The 17581-nt window shown below is 59.4% G+C and carries 16 protein-coding genes; 10 read left to right on the top strand and 6 right to left on the bottom strand.

Features of this window, described 5'->3' with window-relative positions; genetic code table 11:
• Nucleotides 1–156 precede the first annotated feature (156 nt).
• Together V0R60_RS03540 and V0R60_RS03535 are read left to right on the top strand one after the other, a co-directional pair.
• The gene (locus V0R60_RS03540) at nucleotides 157–1650 is read left to right on the top strand and encodes an aldehyde dehydrogenase (RefSeq protein WP_330078849.1); all 1494 of its coding nucleotides are present in this window, start codon (nucleotides 157–159) and stop codon (nucleotides 1648–1650) included.
• Nucleotides 1651–1744: 94 nt separating this feature from the next.
• Nucleotides 1745–2884 carry an MFS transporter gene (locus V0R60_RS03535; protein ID WP_136478732.1) on the top strand — a complete coding sequence of 380 codons (1140 nt, stop codon included), beginning with the start codon at nucleotides 1745–1747 and terminating at the stop codon, nucleotides 2882–2884.
• Here V0R60_RS03535 and V0R60_RS03530 read toward each other — a convergent pair.
• Together V0R60_RS03530 and V0R60_RS03525 are read right to left on the bottom strand one after the other, a co-directional pair.
• Nucleotides 2881–4443: a phospholipase D family protein gene (locus V0R60_RS03530; protein WP_136478731.1), complete on the bottom strand. Its 1563-nt coding sequence runs from the start codon at nucleotides 4441–4443 to the stop codon at nucleotides 2881–2883. The two genes, V0R60_RS03535 and V0R60_RS03530, sit on opposite strands and share 4 nt — an antisense overlap.
• A 62-nt stretch (nucleotides 4444–4505) precedes the next feature.
• The gene (locus tag V0R60_RS03525) at nucleotides 4506–5936 is read right to left on the bottom strand and encodes an aminotransferase-like domain-containing protein (RefSeq protein ID WP_330078850.1); all 1431 of its coding nucleotides are present in this window, start codon (nucleotides 5934–5936) and stop codon (nucleotides 4506–4508) included.
• 177 nt (nucleotides 5937–6113) lie between these two features.
• On the opposite strand from V0R60_RS03525, the gene V0R60_RS03520 reads away from it, so the two are divergent.
• Nucleotides 6114–6344 carry a DUF1127 domain-containing protein gene (locus tag V0R60_RS03520; RefSeq protein WP_136478729.1) on the top strand — a complete coding sequence of 77 codons (231 nt, stop codon included), beginning with the start codon at nucleotides 6114–6116 and terminating at the stop codon, nucleotides 6342–6344.
• 64 nt (nucleotides 6345–6408) lie between these two features.
• Here V0R60_RS03520 and V0R60_RS03515 read toward each other — a convergent pair whose 3' ends face one another.
• Complete coding sequence (locus V0R60_RS03515; RefSeq protein WP_330078851.1) at nucleotides 6409–7713, bottom strand: NAD(P)/FAD-dependent oxidoreductase; 1305 nt, start codon at nucleotides 7711–7713, stop codon at nucleotides 6409–6411.
• A 114-nt stretch (nucleotides 7714–7827) separates the two neighbouring features.
• Between V0R60_RS03515 and V0R60_RS03510 the strand changes: the two genes are divergently transcribed.
• Nucleotides 7828–8181 carry a YkgJ family cysteine cluster protein gene (locus V0R60_RS03510; protein WP_330078852.1) on the top strand — a complete coding sequence of 118 codons (354 nt, stop codon included), beginning with the start codon at nucleotides 7828–7830 and terminating at the stop codon, nucleotides 8179–8181.
• 3 nt (nucleotides 8182–8184) lie between these two features.
• Here V0R60_RS03510 and V0R60_RS03505 read toward each other — a convergent pair whose 3' ends face one another.
• Nucleotides 8185–8673, bottom strand: a complete 489-nt coding sequence (locus V0R60_RS03505; protein WP_136478726.1) for an Lrp/AsnC ligand binding domain-containing protein — start codon at nucleotides 8671–8673, stop codon at nucleotides 8185–8187.
• Between the two features lie 156 nt (nucleotides 8674–8829).
• Between V0R60_RS03505 and dadA the strand changes: the two genes are divergently transcribed.
• The 6 genes from dadA to V0R60_RS03475 all read left to right on the top strand — a co-directional run bounded on the left by dadA (nucleotide 8830) and on the right by V0R60_RS03475 (nucleotide 14850).
• Nucleotides 8830–10131, top strand: a complete 1302-nt coding sequence (gene dadA / locus V0R60_RS03500) for a D-amino acid dehydrogenase (protein WP_330078853.1) — start codon at nucleotides 8830–8832, stop codon at nucleotides 10129–10131.
• The gene (locus V0R60_RS03495) at nucleotides 10103–10456 is read left to right on the top strand and encodes a RidA family protein (protein ID WP_136478724.1); all 354 of its coding nucleotides are present in this window, start codon (nucleotides 10103–10105) and stop codon (nucleotides 10454–10456) included. Before dadA ends, V0R60_RS03495 begins: the two co-directional genes overlap by 29 nt.
• A gap of 94 nt (nucleotides 10457–10550) precedes the next feature.
• Nucleotides 10551–11624 carry an alanine racemase gene (gene alr, locus V0R60_RS03490; protein ID WP_136478723.1) on the top strand — a complete coding sequence of 358 codons (1074 nt, stop codon included), beginning with the start codon at nucleotides 10551–10553 and terminating at the stop codon, nucleotides 11622–11624.
• A gap of 108 nt (nucleotides 11625–11732) precedes the next feature.
• Nucleotides 11733–12281, top strand: a complete 549-nt coding sequence (locus tag V0R60_RS03485) for a cupin domain-containing protein (protein ID WP_028942437.1) — start codon at nucleotides 11733–11735, stop codon at nucleotides 12279–12281.
• A gap of 141 nt (nucleotides 12282–12422) precedes the next feature.
• A complete protein-coding gene (locus V0R60_RS03480) occupies nucleotides 12423–12845 on the top strand; it encodes a c-type cytochrome (protein WP_178084197.1) in 423 nt (140 codons plus the stop codon).
• Nucleotides 12846–12984: 139 nt separating this feature from the next.
• Complete coding sequence (locus V0R60_RS03475; protein ID WP_136479049.1) at nucleotides 12985–14850, top strand: acetyl-CoA hydrolase/transferase C-terminal domain-containing protein; 1866 nt, start codon at nucleotides 12985–12987, stop codon at nucleotides 14848–14850.
• Nucleotides 14851–14926: 76 nt separating this feature from the next.
• Here V0R60_RS03475 and V0R60_RS03470 read toward each other — a convergent pair whose 3' ends face one another.
• Nucleotides 14927–15499 (bottom strand): xanthine phosphoribosyltransferase, encoded by a 573-nt coding sequence (locus tag V0R60_RS03470; protein ID WP_136478722.1) that lies wholly within the window; start codon nucleotides 15497–15499, stop codon nucleotides 14927–14929.
• A 63-nt stretch (nucleotides 15500–15562) separates the two neighbouring features.
• A complete protein-coding gene (gene rep, locus V0R60_RS03465; RefSeq protein ID WP_136478721.1) occupies nucleotides 15563–17572 on the bottom strand; it encodes a DNA helicase Rep in 2010 nt (669 codons plus the stop codon).
• Nucleotides 17573–17581: the final 9 nt, after the last annotated feature.

The following is a 17581-nucleotide window of genomic DNA, read 5'->3' as shown; positions in this document are numbered from 1 at the left end:
GGCGTTTGGTGCAATTATGTCAAATATATTGATAATTGGCCCGTCAGTGGTTTAGGGTGGCAGGTGCCTGTGCGCGTATCTCGCCCAGCCAGAATTTTTGACAGTGCCCGTGAGACCTCGTGCGGCACTGCACCTTAACAAGAGGAGGAGTTTCGTATGACCACCCTGACTCGTGCGGATTGGGAACAGCGTGCCCAACAACTGAAGATCGAAGGTCGCGCTTTCATCAATGGTGAATACACCGCCGCCGTTTCCGGCGCGACGTTCGAATGCCTCAGCCCGGTCGATGGCCGTCTGTTGGCAAAGGTTGCCAGCTGTGATGATGCCGATGCCCAGCGTGCCGTGGAAAACGCCCGCGCTACCTTCGCTTCCGGCGTCTGGTCGCGCCTGGCTCCAGCCAAGCGCAAGGCCACCATGATCCGCTTTGCTGCCTTGCTCAACGCAAATGTCGAGGAGCTGGCGCTGCTGGAAACGCTGGACATGGGCAAGCCGATCAACGATTCGCTGACCATCGACGTACCTGGCGCTGCCCAGGCGCTGAGCTGGAACGGCGAAGCGATCGACAAGATCTACGATGAAGTCGCCGCGACTCCCCATGACCAATTGGGCCTGGTGACGCGCGAGCCGGTAGGTGTGGTTGCTGCTATCGTGCCGTGGAACTTCCCATTGCTGATGGCCTGCTGGAAGCTTGGCCCGGCGTTGGCTACCGGCAACTCGGTAGTGCTCAAGCCTTCGGAAAAATCGCCGCTGACAGCCATCCGTATCGCCCAATTGGCAATCGAGGCCGGTATTCCGGCAGGCGTCCTCAACGTGCTGCCAGGTTACGGCCACACTGTGGGCAAGGCCCTGGCCCTGCACATGGACGTCGATACGCTGGTCTTCACCGGTTCGACCAAGATCGCCAAGCAATTGATGATCTACGCGGGCGAATCGAACATGAAGCGCGTATGGCTGGAAGCCGGTGGCAAGAGCCCGAACATCGTTTTCGCCGATGCTCCAGACCTGAACGCGGCTGCCGAAGCCGCAGCCAGCGCCATTGCCTTCAACCAGGGTGAAGTCTGCACTGCGGGCTCGCGTCTGTTGGTCGAGCGCTCGATCAAGGACAAGTTCCTGCCACTGGTGCTCGATGCGCTCAAGGCCTGGAAACCGGGCAACCCGCTGGACCCGTCTACCACCGTAGGTGCGCTGGTCGATGCACAGCAGATGAACACCGTGCTGTCGTACATCGAAGCTGGTCACACTGACGGCGCCAAGCTGCTGGTCGGCGGCAAGCGCATTCTCGAAGAAACCGGTGGTACCTACGTGGAACCAACGATTTTCGACGGCGTCAGCAACGCCATGCGTATTGCCCAGGAAGAGATCTTCGGCCCAGTGCTGTCGGTACTGTCCTTCGACACCGTCGAGGAAGCCATCGCTATCGCCAACGACACGCCTTACGGCCTGGCTGCGGGTGTGTGGACTGCCGACATTTCCAAGGCTCACCTGACCGCCAAGGCACTGCGCGCCGGCAGCGTGTGGGTCAACCAGTACGACGGTGGCGACATGACCGCTCCGTTCGGTGGCTTCAAGCAGTCGGGTAATGGCCGTGACAAGTCCTTGCACGCGCTCGATAAGTACACCGAGCTGAAGGCGACCTGGATCAAGCTGTAACCGCAACCGTTCGATCCAGTTCACAGCCGGACCTTGCTCGACGCAGGTCCGGCTGTGTTGTTTCTGCAGATCCACAACAGCCTGGGAGGCTGCGATGCGTTGGGGAACCTATTTCGCCGTGCTGTCGGCGGTGCTCAGTGTCGGCCTTGCGCTGGGCGTGAGCATGCCGCTGGTGTCCTTGCGTCTGGAAGGCTGGGGTTATGGTAGCTTTGCCATTGGCGTGATGGCAGCGATGCCGGCTATCGGTGTGTTGCTGGGCGCCAGCTTGACCAGTCGGCTAGCTGCCCGTTTTGGTACGCCGGGGCTGATGCGCATGTGTCTGTGGGCAGGTGCGTTGTCCATCGGTTTGTTGGCGCTGCTGCCCAGCTATCCGCTGTGGCTGGTGCTGCGCCTGCTGATTGGCATGATCTTGACCATTGTGTTCATCCTCGGTGAAAGCTGGATCAACCAACTGGTTGTGGAGCAATGGCGAGGTCGCCTGGTGGCTTTGTATGGCAGTAGTTATGCCTTGAGCCAATTGGCTGGCCCGCTTTTACTGGGGGTACTGGGTTCAGAGGACGATTTTGGTTTCTGGGTCGGTGCAGGCTTATTGCTGCTGGCGCCCCTGGTGTTGCTCGGGCGTAACGGGGCGCCCACGGCGGAGTCCTGCAGCGTGACGCTTTTCGATTTGATTGGCTTCTGCCGACGGTTGCCGGTGATTGCCTGGGCGATCGCCTTGTTTGCTGCTTTCGAGGCGATGATTTTGACCTTGTTGCCGGTGTATTGCCTGCAGCAAGGCTTCACCACCGAGATTGCCTTGTTCATGGTTAGTACGGTGGTGATTGGCGATGCGCTGCTGCAACTGCCTATCGGCGCACTGGCCGACCGCATGTCCAGGCGTACGTTGTTCAGCGGCTGCGCGATGACCTTGCTGCTGTCGAGCCTGGCTATTCCAGTGATGCTGCAGACATGGATGATCTGGCCTCTGTGGGTGTTGTTCGGTGCCAGCGCCGGGGGCTTGTTCACGTTGTCGTTGGTGCTGATCGGCGAACGGTACCGCGATGATGCCCTTGTGCGCGCCAATGCACACGTCGCGCAGTTGTGGGGCATTGGTTGCCTGATCGGGCCGCTGGTTGCAGGTGCAGGTAGCCAGTGGGTCAGCGGGCATGCGTTGCCCCTGTTGATGGCTGCTGGCGCTGCCGGGCTGGTGGTACTTGCCCGGCGCCCGAATGCCTTCGAGCCTGCTCCGGCCTAAAGCATGCGCTCCAGGCCAACGGCCTTGCTGATCCAGGCATTGAAACGGCGCCACAGTCCGCCGGGTTCGGTGGTCAGCGTGTGCAGGCGGTGGTTGTCTTCGGTTACCCAGACCAGTTCGCCGTCGACCAGCCGCGGCTGGTAGCTCAGTGCCGGAGACATACCCTGTACCGCCAACTCGCGGGTGTATTCGGCAAGCTCCGGGCTGTCGACCAGTACGCCGACCTCGGTGTTCCACAGCACAGACCGAGGATCGAAGTTGAACGAGCCAATGAAGGTTTTGCGCCGGTCGAAGATGATCGCCTTGCTGTGCAGGCTCGAATCGGAACTGCCATAAAGGCTCAGGGTGCGTTTGGAACCGGGATCACCCGGCTGGCGACGTAGTTCATACAAGTGCACGCCATGCTTGAGCAGCGCCCGCCGATACGGCGCGTAGCCGCCATGCACCGCAGGCACATCGGTCGCCTCCAGGGAGTTGGTCAGCAGCTTGACCGAGACACCGGCATCGGCATGGCTGGTCAGGTACAGCAGACCGGTTTCACCGGGAACGAAATAGGCCGAGATCATGATCAGCTCATGCTGCACGTCGTTCATTTCCGGACCCAGCTGGTGAGTCATGAGCAACTGCGGGTCAGGCTCATCACGGGCCAGAACCTTGCTGGGTGCATCCCACAATGCCTGGTTATGGGCCCAGATCAGTTCGTTGCGCCACACGCCCAGACGGGGATTTGTCTTGTAGGCCATCAGGCGGTCGTACAGTGCTTTGCGTTCGACCTGGGCCGCGGCGAGCGAGGCTTCCAGGCGCTGGCGGCTGGCGCTCAGGTCTTCGGCGTCAGGCTGAGTCAGCATGAAGTCGCCAATCGGCTGGCTTAGAGCACTGTTCCAGTATTGATCGAAGCTATGACCCAGTTGTTCGGCTACCGGGCCGACGCCCAAGAGATCGATATCGGTGAAGTTGAGGTTGGGCTCGGCATCGAAGTACTCATCGCCCAGGTTGCGGCCGCCCACAATGGCCATGCTGTTGTCTACCAGCCACAGCTTGTTGTGCATGCGTCGATGTTGCAGGTTGAGGTTGAACAGCCTGCCCAAGGCGCGGGTCACGCCGGTGCTGCGGCCAAGGTGTAGCGGGTTGAAGACGCGAATATGGACGTTCGGGTGGGCGGCGAGGGTGGCTATCTTGTCGTCGATGCCGTCACTGGTGGTGTCGTCGAGCAGAATACGAACCCGCACGCCCCGGTCGGCAGCCAACAGTAGCTCATGCACCAAGGCACGGGTGCTGAGGCCGTCATGCACGATGTAGTACTGCAGGTCGATACTCGACTGGGCATTACGAATCAGTTCGGCGCGAGCGCGGAAGGCTTCATTGCTGTTGGGCAGCAGGCGAAAGCCGGAGCGGCCGTCATAGGCAGCAGCCTGGCGTTGTACTGAGCGGCCGAAGGCTGAGTCGCTGGCGGGCAGTGCTTGAGTAACTTGCCGTGGTTGTCCGACACTGGCGCATCCACTCAGGCCAAGCGTCAGCAGCAGCGACAGCAACAGGGGCAGCGCGCACAGGCTTCTCAAGGCAAACGGGTCCTTTGGTTCAATTGCTTATGGATATATCGACCGCGAACGGCGGCGGAAAGTTACCCGTCGTTGTCAGCTTCGGCCAGTAGACGAATGGCGGTCTCACCAACCTTGCGTACAGCGGCTTCGATTGCGGCTGTGGGGCGTGCCGCAAAATTCATCCGCAGGCAATTGCGGTACTTGCCGGAGGCGGAGAAGATACTGCCGACGGCAATTTGCACACCTTGCCCAAGTAAAGCCCGGTTCAGGCGAAGCGTGTCGAAACTTTCGGGCAACTCCACCCACAGCATGAACCCGCCCTGCGGTCGGCTGGCGCGAGTGCCTGGCGGAAAGTAGCGGGTGACCCAGTCGCTCATTTGATCGCGACTGCGTTGGTACTGGCTACGCATACGGCGCATATGCGGCGGGTAGTGGCCGGCCTCGATAAAGTCGGCAATGGCCAACTGCGGTTGGGTCGCGGTGCAACCGGTACTGATGTATTTCATGTGCAGCACCCGCTCCAGATATCGGCCAGGGGCTACCCAGCCAATACGCAGCCCTGGCGCCAGGGTTTTGGAGAAGGAACTGCACAGCAGCACCCGGCCGTCTTCGTCGAACGACTTGATGGTGCGCGGACGCGGGTAGGTGTAGGCCAGGTCGCCATAGACATCGTCTTCCAGGATCGCTACGTCGAAACGCTGGGCCAGGGTCAACAAGGCCTTCTTGCGCGCCTCGGGCATGATGTAGCCCAGAGGGTTGTTACAGTTCGGGGTGATCTGGATGAGCTTGATCGGCCACTGCTCAAGCGCCAGTTCCAGGGCCTCGAGACTTATGCCTGTGAGCGGGTCGGTGGGGATCTCCAAGGCTTTCATGCCCAGGCCCTTGAGGGTTTGCATGGCGCCGTGAAAACTCGGCGAGTCCACCGCGACGATATCTCCAGGCTGGCACACGGCGCGAATGCTGGCCGACAGTGCCTCGTGGCAGCCGGTGGTCACGACGAGGTCAGCCGGATCGATACTGCAGCCGGAGTCGAGCATCAGGCGGGCAATCTGTTCGCGTAGGGCCAGGGTACCGGAAATGGTGTCGTAATACAGGCCGGGCATGTCCTGGCGGCGGCTGAGTTGGGCCAGGCTGCGCAGCAGCGGCTTGAGCGTGGGGCTATCGATGTCGGGCATGCCACGGCCTAGTTGCACGACGTCTTTGCTCGGTACGCTGCGCACCAATTCGATGACTTGTTCCCATTGGGAAATTTCCACGGGCCGTTGCGCCGGACGGCTCACCGCGGGCAGCGCAGGCAGGCTACGGTCGGTCGGCACGAAGTAGCCGGATTTAGGGCGCGGCGCTGCCAGGCCGTTATCTTCCAGCAGGCGATAGGCCTGCTGCACAGTGCTCAAGCTGACGCCATGCTCCACACTCAGCGCCCGTACAGACGGCAAGCGATCACCCGGGCGGTACAGGCCTTGCTCGATGCGGGCGCTGAGCAACTCAGCGAGATTGACGTAGAGGGTCATGGCATACTCCCGTGGCGTCGTGTGGCGGCCTACCAATACAGATGCTGAAAAAATACAGCATTCAGTGGGAAAACTGCCAATTCTGTATGGAAATAATATCGCTGCTTTGAATCTGTATTGCTTGCGCATGATCGCGCAAGCTTTTCCTACGGTTATTCAGACCCGGAGGATCAGGTGATGAGCGGTATTAGCGATGTGCGTCTTAAATTGCACGCTGAAGAACTGAGGCGTGAACAGCGTTTGAAGTTGTTCAATGTTCCAGTTGAGCTTGGGCGCTGGGGCTTGATGGCGCATCGATGGAACAGTCGTCGTGAGCTGTTGGAACTGACCCCCGAGCAATTGCGCGATATCGGCCTTACACCGGAGCAGGCACGCCAGGAGGGCTTGAAACCTTTCTGGCGTGGCTGAAGCTGAGTTCCTGACGCATAGGCAGCCGATCGCGGGGTATGCCGCTGCGGCAGGACGCAACAGTTCAGACCAACTCTTTCAGTCGGTGCCAGAGCATGCCCAGGGCCAGCAGTGGTGAGCGTAGGTGCTTGCCACCCGGGAAGGTGATGTGCGGCACTTTGGCGAACAGGTCGAAACGTCCGCTGTGCTGGCCGCTGATGGCCTCACCCAGAAGCTTGCCCGCCAGGTGAGTGGCATTGAGGCCGTGACCTGAGTAGGCCTGGGCAAAATATACGTTTGGCTGGTCGGCCAGGCGACCGATCTGCGGCAGGCGGTTGGCGCCGATGCCGATCATGCCGCCCCACTGGTAGTCGATGCGTGCATTGGCCAGTTGCGGAAAAACCTGGAGCATCTTTGGCCGCATATAGGCGGCGATGTCATGCGGGTCGCGCCCGGAATAGTGGCAAGCGCCTCCGAACAGCAGTCGGCGATCCGCGCTCAGACGGTAGTAGTCCAGCGCAACTCGCTGGTCGCAAACCGCCATGTTCTGTGGCAGAAGCTCGTGAGCCAGCTCTTCGCTCAAAGGCTCGGTGGCAATGATGTAGCTACCGGCAGGCAACACCTTGCCGCCCAATTCAGTGTTGAGGTCGTTCAAATAGGCGTTGCAACCAAGTACCAAGGTACTGGCGCGCACTGATCCTTGGGCAGTGTGCACGCGCACCTGTGAGCCATAGTCGATACGGGTAACTGTCGACTGTTCGAATAGGCGAACCCCAAGCTTCTTGGCCACGCCTGCCTCGCCCAAGGCCAGGTTCAGGGGGTGCAGGTGCCCGGAGCCCATGTCGATCAGACCGCCCACGTAGCGGTCCGAGCCCACCACTGTGCGCATCTGTTCGGGTTGGACCAGGCGTAGTTCATGGCGGTAGCCCAGACCGCGTAGCTCTTCGGCATCTTCGGCGAAGCCTTGCAAATCCTTGGGCTTATTGGCCAGATCGCAGTAGCCCCAGGTCAGGTCGCAGCTTATCGCGTGCCGCTCGATGCGCTGGCGCACGATGTCCACCGCTTCCAGGCCCATCAATTTCAGTTCGCGTACGCCGTCGCTGCCCAGCAGCGGGGTGAACTGATCAAGACCGTGCCCGACGCCGCGAATCAACTGCCCACCATTGCGACCACTGGCGCCCCAGCCGATTTTGCGGGCCTCCAGCAAGATGACATTGAGGCCGCGTTCAGCCAGTTCAATCGCTGTATTGAGCCCCGAAAAACCTCCCCCCACCACGCACACGTCGCAGCTCAACGCGCCGAGCAGCACCGGAAATTCGGGCTGCAACTGGCTGCTGGCTGCATAGTAGGAGGCGGCGTGGGAAGCAGGTGATTGAACAGGGGCGCTCATCGATGAGTCCTGATTTTAGTGTTTGGAAAAATTGACGCAGGATAAGCTGCACTTTCGATACGGGGCAACCATGGGGCAAAATACCGTCGTCCCCGTTCCCCACCGCAGGCCGCCATGAGTTGTAACAGCCACAAGATCCGATTCCTGCGCGATCAGATCCCATCTTTCGAGTGTGTGCCCGGTTGCCATGACTGCTGCGGGCCGGTGACCACGTCTTCGGAAGAAATGGCCCGCTTGCCGCGCAAGAGTGCGGCCGAACAGGAAGCCGCCCTGGCCGAGCTGAATTGTGTGCACCTGGGGGCTGATGGCTGCACAGTGTACGAAGAGCGGCCGCTGATCTGCCGGCTGTTCGGTACCACAGAGCGCCTGCCATGCCCCAACGGTCGCGGCCCGGTCGAAATGATTGACCCGCAGGCAGAGAAGCTGGTGCATCAGTTCATTGCCAGTACCCGCCAGGTGCTGGTCTAGGGCTTAGTCTGGAATCGGCAGGTTAAGGCTCTCCTTGACTTCTTCCATGACGATATAACTCTTGGATTCGCGAACGTGCGGCAATTTTAGAAGAATATCGCCTAATAGCTTGCGATAAGAAGCCATCTCCGAGATTCGTGCTTTCACCAGGTAGTCAAAGTCCCCCGACACCAGGTGGCATTCCAGCACATGGGGAAGTTTCAGTACCGCGCGGCGAAATTCTTCGAACGTGTCGCCAGACTTGTAATCCAGGCCTATCTCGACGAACACCAGCAAACTGCCCTTCAGGTGCTGCGGGTTGAGCCGGGCGTTGTAGCCCATGATGATCCCTTCTCGCTCCAAGCGCCGCACTCTTTCGGTGCATGGCGTCGTCGAAAGACCCACCTTCTCGCCCAGTTCAGTAAACGAAATGCGTCCATCGGATTGCAGTATGCGCAGGATGTTGCGGTCGATCTTATCCAGTTCACGTTTGCTTTGGTGCTGGGTTCTCATAGTGGATGCCCCTCCGTAAAAGCCAACCTTGCCGAGAATTCTCGCCAAATATAGGCTTTTATACAGTGAAAAGCACTGGTCATACCTTCCTATACTGCGCCCATCTACGCCACTAACAACAAATGTCAGCTATACGCTGCGTCGAGGGTAATAAACATGCGAGTTCTGGTACTTGGTAGCGGTGTCATCGGAACCGCCAGTGCCTACTATCTGGCACGGCAGGGTTTTGAAGTCGTTGTGGTCGACCGCCAACCGGCAGTCGCCATGGAAACCAGCTTTGCCAACGCCGGCCAGGTCTCGCCAGGCTACGCTTCGCCGTGGGCTGCTCCCGGTGTGCCACTGAAGGCCATCAAATGGCTGCTCGAGCGTCACGCACCGTTGGCAATCAAAGCCACTGCAGACATCGACCAGTACCTGTGGATGGCGCAGATGCTGCGCAACTGCACCGCCAACCGTTATGCCGTGAACAAAGAGCGCATGGTGCGTCTGTCCGAGTACAGCCGTGATTGCCTCGACGAGTTGCGTGCAGAAACCGGCATCGCCTATGAAAGCCGTATGCTGGGTACTACCCAACTGTTCCGTACCCAAGCGCAACTCGATAGCGCCGCCAAGGACATCGCTGTGCTTGAGCAGTCCGGCGTGCCGTACGAAGTGCTCGACCGTGAGGGCATTGCCCGCGTCGAGCCAGCCCTGGCTAATGTTACCGATATTCTTGCTGGCGCCCTGCGTTTGCCAAACGACCAGACGGGCGACTGCCAGATGTTCACCACCCGCCTGGCGGAAATGGCGATCAAACTGGGTGTCGAGTTCCGCTTTGGCCAAGACATTCAGCGTCTGGACTACGCCGGTGACCGCATCAATGGTGTGTGGATCGATGGCAAGCTGGAAACTGCCGACCGCTACGTTCTGGCGTTGGGTAGCTATTCGCCGCAACTGCTCAAGCCGTTGGGTATCAAGGCGCCGGTTTATCCACTCAAGGGTTACTCCCTGACCGTGCCGATCACCGACCCGGCAATGGCGCCGACTTCGACCATTCTCGACGAAACCTACAAAGTAGCGATTACCCGTTTCGACAACCGTATTCGTGTTGGTGGCATGGCTGAAATCGCCGGTTTTGACCTGTCGCTGAATCCGCGTCGACGCGAAACGCTGGAGATGATCGTCAACGATCTCTATCCTCGCGGCGGCGATCTGAGCGAGGCCAGTTTCTGGACCGGCCTGCGCCCGACCACGCCGGACGGTACGCCGATTGTAGGTGCCACACCGTTCCGCAACCTGTTCCTCAATACCGGTCACGGTACGCTGGGCTGGACCATGGCATGCGGTTCGGGCCGCTTGCTGGCGGATTTGATCGCACGTAAAAAGCCACAGATCAGTGCCGAAGGCCTCGATATTTCTCGTTACGGAAAACACCAGGAGCCTGCAAAACATGTCAGTCCAGCGCCAGCTCACCAATGAGCGCATGAGTCAGATCGTCACCCACAATGGCACCGTCTATCTGGCGGGCCAGGTGGGGGACGACATGAATGCGGGAATTGAGCAGCAGACCCGTGAAACCCTGGTCAACATCGAGCGTCTGCTGGATCTGGCCGGTACCGACAAGAGCCGCTTGCTCTCGGTGACCATCTATTTGAAGGACATCGATGCGCACTTCCAGGGCATGAACAGTGTCTGGGACACGTGGCTGCCCAAAGGCGTCGCGCCTGCACGCGCGACTGTCGAAGCCAAGCTGTGCGAGCCGGAAATTCTCGTAGAGCTGTCGGTAGTGGCTGCACTGCCGTAATAGCAATCCCTCACCCGGTGCCGTTGGTGGCCTACAAGCTGCAATCGAGCACCGGGTTTTTTACTATAACCAGACTGCCAAGAAGGCTGCCGCCATGCGTCCTGCTCGTGCCCTGATCGATCTTCAAGCTCTGCGTCACAACTACCAACTGGCTCGCGAATTGTCCGGTGCCAAGGCCTTGGCCGTGATCAAGGCTGACGCCTATGGCCATGGTGCCGTGCGTTGCGCCTTGGCGCTCGAGCAGCAGGCCGATGGTTTCGCCGTAGCTTGCATCGAAGAGGCGTTGGAGTTGCGAGCGGCGGGGATCAAGGCGCCGGTATTGTTGCTCGAAGGTTTTTTTGAAGCCAGCGAACTGGAGCTGATTGCCCAGCATGACCTGTGGTGTGTTGTGCATTCGCTGTGGCAGTTGGAAGCTATCGAGCAGGCGCGCTTGAGCACGCCGATCACCGTCTGGCTCAAGCTCGACAGCGGCATGCACCGGGTAGGTTTGCATCCCAAGGATTACCAGGCGGCCTATCAGCGCTTGCTGGCCAGCGGCAAGGTCACCCGTGTGGTGTTGATGAGTCACTTCGCCCGTGCGGACGAGCTCGACAGTGCTGCCAGCAACGATCAGGTCGCGGTATTTCAAGCCGCCCGTCAGGGCCTGAGTGCTGAAATCAGCCTGCGTAACTCGCCGGCTGTGCTGGGTTGGCCGGCCATTCCAAGTGATTGGGTGCGCCCGGGCATCATGCTCTACGGCGCCACGCCGTTTGAAGTGCCGCAAGCTGAAGCTGTCCGTCTGCAACCGGTTATGACCCTGCAATCACGCGTGATCAGCGTGCGCGAATTGCCTGCCGGTGAGCCAGTGGGCTATGGCGCTAAATTCATCAGCCCGCGCCCGACTCGCGTCGGTGTGGTTGCCATGGGATATGCCGATGGCTACCCGCGTCAGGCGCCGACCGGTACTCCGGTCATGGTCGCAGGCAAGCGCAGTCAGTTGATTGGCCGAGTGTCGATGGACATGCTGTGCATTGATTTGACCGACGTACCGGAAGCCGGCATCGGCAGCCCGGTAGAGCTATGGGGCAAAAATGTGCTGGCCAGCGATCTGGCGCAGCAGGCGGGAATGATTCCGTACCAGATATTCTGCAACCTCAAACGTGTGCCGCTGGACTATATCGACGATTGAGGCGCCAAAGCGGACAGGCTGCGGGTCGAAGTGTTGTAAATACTGAACGCTGTTGCGATGATATCGTTCAATTTCGACCCCACTCGTTCGTTTAGGAGGGCTCCAGCATTGGACGTCGGTGAACGACTGCAAGCCATTCGCAAGCTCAAGGGCCTGTCCCAGCGTGAACTCGCCAAACGGGCGGGCGTCACCAATAGCACTATCTCGATGATCGAGAAGAACAGCGTAAGCCCTTCAATCAGCTCGTTGCGTAAAGTGCTGGGCGGTATTCCGATGTCCATGGTCGAGTTTTTCTCGGAAGAACTTCAGCCGGAAAACCCCACGCAAATCGTTTACAAGGCTCATGAGTTAATCGACATTTCTGACGGTGCCGTAACCATGAAACTGGTCGGTAAGGCGCATCCGAGCCGGGCGATTGCATTTCTTAACGAAGTGTACCCACCGGGTGCCGATACCGGTGAAGAAATGCTCACTCACGACGGTGAGGAAACCGGGATTCTCCTTGAAGGGCGCCTGGAACTGGTGGTCGGTCTGGAAACTTTTATTCTCGAAGCGGGCGATAGCTACTATTTTGAAAGTACCAAGCCGCACCGTTTCCGCAACCCCTACGATGAGCCGGCTCGGCTGATCAGCGCAGCGACGCCGGCCAACTTCTAAAGTGTGTGACACGCGGCGGATTGTCGCGGCTAAGACCCTTTGGACATTAGGGTTGTTTCGGTATGGCAGGGTTCCCGTTATACTTGCGCCGCCTGCGAAACCGTGGCCGCGGGCGTGACTAGCCACCATGAGGGTGTACGCGTGAATCTAATCAAGAAAATGCTGGCCGTACCAGCTGCCGTATTGGCCCTTTGGGCAGTCAGCGCAACAGCTGCGACCAACGACGACATTGCCAAGCGACTCGAACCAGTCGGACAAGTGTGTGTACAAGGTCAAGAATGCAAGGGCATGGAAGTTGCTGCTTCCGCAGGCGGCGGCGCTGCCAAGACCCCGGACGATATTATCGCCAAGCACTGTAATGCCTGTCATGGCAGTGGCTTGCTGGGCGCACCGAAAATAGGTGACACCGCTGCCTGGAAAGAGCGTGCCGACCACCAAGGTGGCCTGGACGGTATCCTGGCCAAAGCAATCACCGGCATTAACGCCATGCCGCCTAAAGGCACTTGCGCGGATTGCTCGGATGACGACCTGATGGGCGCCATCAAGAAAATGTCCGGCCTGTAAGCCTGCAATTTCGACAACAAAGCCCGCCACGAGCGGGCTTTGTTGTTTCTGCAGGCCAGGCTCGCTCCCGCTGGTGTGGACTGGGGAGCAAACTCAAGCCATGCTCGGTCCAACCTGCAAGGATGACCGGGAGGCGCAGATGCCACAGAGTTGCTCAATCGAAAAGGCAGTAGACGAAGTGTTGGCGCGTTTGCCCGCACATATCCACATGGGGCTGCCCTTGGGCCTCGGCAAGCCCAACGCTTTCGTCAACGCCTTGTATGCGCGTGTTCGGCAACTGCCCCAGCGGCGTTTGACGATTTATACCGCGCTCAGCCTGGGGCGGCCTGATCTAGGCGACGGCCTGCAGCGGCGCTTTCTCGAACCGTTCCTCGAACGGGTATTTGCCGACTATGAAGAGCTCGAGTACCTGAGCGACCTGCGCAAGGATTGTTTGCCGGCCAACATTCGCGTCGAGCAGTTTTTCATGCAGCCCGGCAGCCTGCTGCACAGCGCCACGGCTCAACAGGATTACGTCAGCAGTAACTACAGTCACGCAGCGCGGGACATCAATGCGAAAGGTTTGAACCTGGTGGCGCAGTTGGTAGCGCAGGATACGCAGTACCCAGACCACCTGAGCCTCAGCTGTAATCCGGATATCACGCTCGATCTGCTGCCGATGATCGAGCGCCGTCGTGCTGCCGGGGAAACCATCCTGCTGTTGGGTCAGGTGCACGCCGAGCTTCCCTACATGCCCGGTGGCTCGGAATTGCCCCGTCAGGATTTCGACTTACTGATTGATTCGGTTGAGCGCAGGCGGCTGTTTTCCACACCGAATATGCCAGTCACGCCCCAGGATCATTTCATCGGCTTGCATGCCAGCACCCTGGTGCGCGACGGCGGCACCCTTCAGATCGGCATCGGGGCCATGGGCGACGCCCTGACCGCGGCGCTCCTGGCGCGAGAGTCTGAGAGCCAAGCCTACCAGGCACTCCTGGGTGCGATGAACCTGCATCCCTGGCACGCCTTGATCGAGCGCGAAGGCGGCACCGAGCCTTTCGTTCACGGCTTGTATGGCTGTAGCGAAATGTTCGTCAACGGCCTGTTGGCACTGTTGGAAGCAGGCATTATCCGGCGCCCGGTCGCTGGCGGCGTGTTGGCACATGGCGGCTTCTTCCTCGGGCCTCGGGCGTTTTATCAGCGCTTGCGCGACATGCCGCTGGAAAGCCGCAAACGTATCGACATGTGCGCAATCAGCTACATCAACGAACTGTTCGGCGAGGAAGCGCTCAAGCGTTCGCAGCGCCTGGATGCACGCTTCATCAATACCGTGTTCACCATGACCCTCATGGGGGCCGGGGTTGCCGACCAGTTGGAAGACGGACGGGTACTCAGCGGCGTTGGGGGGCAATACAACTTTGTCGCTCAGGGTCATGCCCTGGAAGGTGCACGCTCGATTCTACTGCTGCGTAGTTGGCGGGAGTCGGCTGGGGAGGTGAGCTCGAATCTGGTCTGGGAGTACGGCCACTGCACTATTCCAAGGCACCTGCGTGATGTGGTCGTCACTGAGTACGGGATCGCCGACCTGCGCGGGCAGACCGATGCCGAAACCATCCGGCGACTTCTGCAGATCTGCGATTCGCGTTTTCAGGCCGGGTTGATCGCACAGGCGCAGAAGGCCGGCAAGCTGCCGTCCGACTTTGCCTTGGCGCCACGCTTTACCGACAACACACCGCAGCGCTTGCAACGCTTGCGTGACGGGCACGCGCAGTTGTTCCCCGAGTACCCGTTGGGCAGTGATTTCACTGAGCAAGAGCGCGATTTGTTGCGTGCGTTGAACTGGCTCAAGAGCAAATTCAAATTGAGCGAGGTACTGTCGTTGGGCAAGGCCGCCTTGGACGCTCCGGCACCGGAGGCTTATCCACAGCAGTTGCAGCGCATGGGACTGGCGCAGCCGCAGGGGCTCAAGGATGAGCTGTACCAGCGCTTGCTGCTGGCGGGGTTGCAGGCGACTTCGTCGGTTTGAGGACACTATCGCAGGGCAAGCCCGCTCCCACGACTTTTGTGTGGGAGCGGGCTGTCCCCGCGACATGAGCGCCGGCTTACTCGATGAAAGTAACCACGCCATCCTTGAGCGACTTGACCCGGGCCAGCGACTCAACGCGGTAGCCCTGGCTGTCCAGTTCGGCACGGCCGCCCTGGAACGACTTCTCGATAACGATACCCAGGCCGGCAACGGTAGCGCCAGCTTGTTTGATGATCGAAATCAGGGCCTGAGAGGCTTTGCCATTGGCCAGGAAGTCGTCGATCACCAGCACGCGATCGCTGCTGTTGAGGTGGCGCGGGGAGATCGCCACGGTGTTTTCAGTCTGCTTGGTGAAGGAATATACCGACGCGGTCAGCAGGTTTTCGGTCAGGGTCAGCGACTGGTGCTTGCGCGCGAAAATCACCGGTACACCCAGCTTCAAGCCGGTCATCACCGCCGGGGCGATACCCGAGGCCTCGATAGTGACGATCTTGGTGATGCCGGAGTCGGCGAACCGACGGGCAAACTCGTCGCCAATCAGTTGCATCAGCGCAGGGTCGATCTGATGGTTAAGAAACGCATCGACTTTGAGAACCTGATCGGAAAGCACGATGCCTTCTTCGCGAATCTTCTGGTGCAGTGCTTCCACTGTGGTATTTCCTCGATGTAGCAAGAGTGGCCACGGCAGTACGCCGCAGCAAAGGTTGATTATCTAACGTTTAAGCATGGCGCGGATATCGGCCAATGCATTATTGCCGCGTGCGGCCTTCACTTCGGTCGGCGCATCGTCAAGGCCTTCCCAGGCCAGGTCATCATCCGGCAGCTCGTCGAGGAAGCGGCTTGGCGAGCAATCAATGATCTCGCCGTACTGCTTGCGCTTGGCTGCAAAGGTGAAAGCCAGGGTCTGGCGTGCGCGGGTAATGCCCACGTAGGCAAGACGTCGTTCTTCCTCGATGGTGTCAGCTTCGATGCTGGAGCGGTGGGGGAGAATCTCTTCCTCCATGCCCATGATGAACACATAAGGAAACTCCAGGCCCTTGGACGCATGCAGCGTCATCATTTGCACGCCCTCGGCACCGTCTTCCTCTTCCTGCTGACGTTCAAGCATGTCACGCAGGACCAGCTTGCCAATGGCCTCCTCGATGGTCATTTCACCGTCTTCATCCTTTTCGAGGGTATTTTTCAATGCCTCGATCAGGAACCAGACGTTGCCCATTCGAAAGTCTGCAGCTTTGTCGCTGGAACTGTTGGTGCGAATCCAGTTTTCGTAATCGATGTCGGTGACCATGCCGCGCAAGGCCGCGATAGGGTCTTCCAGAGCGACTTGCTCACGAACCTTGTCCATCCAGCGCTTGAAGCGCTGCAGACGGTCGGTGAAACGGCTGTCCAGATGCTCGCCCAGGCCCAGCTCTTCACTGGCGGCGTACATCGAAATCTTGCGGTCGGTGGCGTAGTTGCCGAGCTTTTCCAGGGTGGTTGAGCCAATTTCGCGGCGCGGCACGTTGATCACGCGCAGGTAGGCGTTGTCGTCATCCGGATTGACCAGCAAGCGGAAGTAGGCCATCAGGTCTTTGACTTCCTGACGCCCGAAGAAACTGTTGCCGCCAGACAGGCGATACGGCACCTGATGGTGCTGCAGCTTCAACTCAATCAGCTTGGCCTGGTAGTTGCCGCGGTAAAGAATGGCGAAATCGCTGTAGGGGCGATCGGTACGCAGGTGCAGGCTGAGAATTTCCATGGCCACCCGTTCGGCCTCGGCTTCCTCGTTCTTGCAGCGGATCACACGAATCTCGTCACCATGGCCCATCTCACTCCACAACTGCTTTTCAAAGGCATGCGGGTTGTTCGAGATGAGCACGTTGGCGCAGCGCAGAATACGGCTGGTGGAGCGGTAGTTCTGCTCCAGCATCACCACCTTCAGTGACGGATAGTCCTCTTTGAGCAGCATCAGGTTTTCTGGACGTGCGCCGCGCCAGGCGTAGATCGACTGGTCGTCGTCGCCCACCACGGTGAACTGGTTGCGCGTGCCGATGAGCATTTTCACCAGCAAATACTGGCTGGCGTTGGTGTCCTGATATTCATCCACCAGCAGGTAGCGAACTTTGTGCTGCCATTTTTCCAGGATGTCGGCGTGCTCCTGGAACAACTTGACCGGCAGCAGGATAAGGTCGTCGAAGTCCACCGCGTTGAACGCCTTGAGCGTGCGCTGGTAATGGGCATAGACGATGGCGGCGGTCTGCTCCTTGGGATTGCGCGCCTTTTCCAATGCTTCAGGCGGCAGGATCAGATCGTTTTTCCAGGCGCCGATCATGTTCTTGATCTCGTCGACGCCATCGTCGCCCGAATACTCTTTCTGCATGATGTCGGTCATCAAGGCTTTGACGTCAGTCTCGTCAAAGATCGAGAAGCCCGGTTTGAAACCCAGGCGCTGATGCTCCTTGCGGATAATGTTCAGGCCCAGGTTGTGGAATGTCGACACAGTCAGGCCGCGCCCTTCGCCTTTGCGTAGCAGGGTGCCGACCCGCTCTTTCATCTCGCGCGCGGCCTTGTTGGTGAAGGTCATCGCCACGATGTATTGCGCACGAATGCCGCAATTCTGGATCAAGTGCGCGATTTTACGGGTGATCACGCTGGTTTTGCCGGAACCGGCACCGGCGAGCACCAAAAGAGGGCCGCCGACGTAGTTCACGGCTTCTTGTTGCCGGGGATTGAGTCGGGACATGAAGAAAAC

Source organism: Pseudomonas auratipiscis (assembly GCF_036324085.1).
GTDB classification, from domain to species: Bacteria; Pseudomonadota; Gammaproteobacteria; order Pseudomonadales; family Pseudomonadaceae; genus Aquipseudomonas; species Aquipseudomonas auratipiscis.
This window is presented reverse-complemented; position numbering and strand designations above follow the sequence as displayed.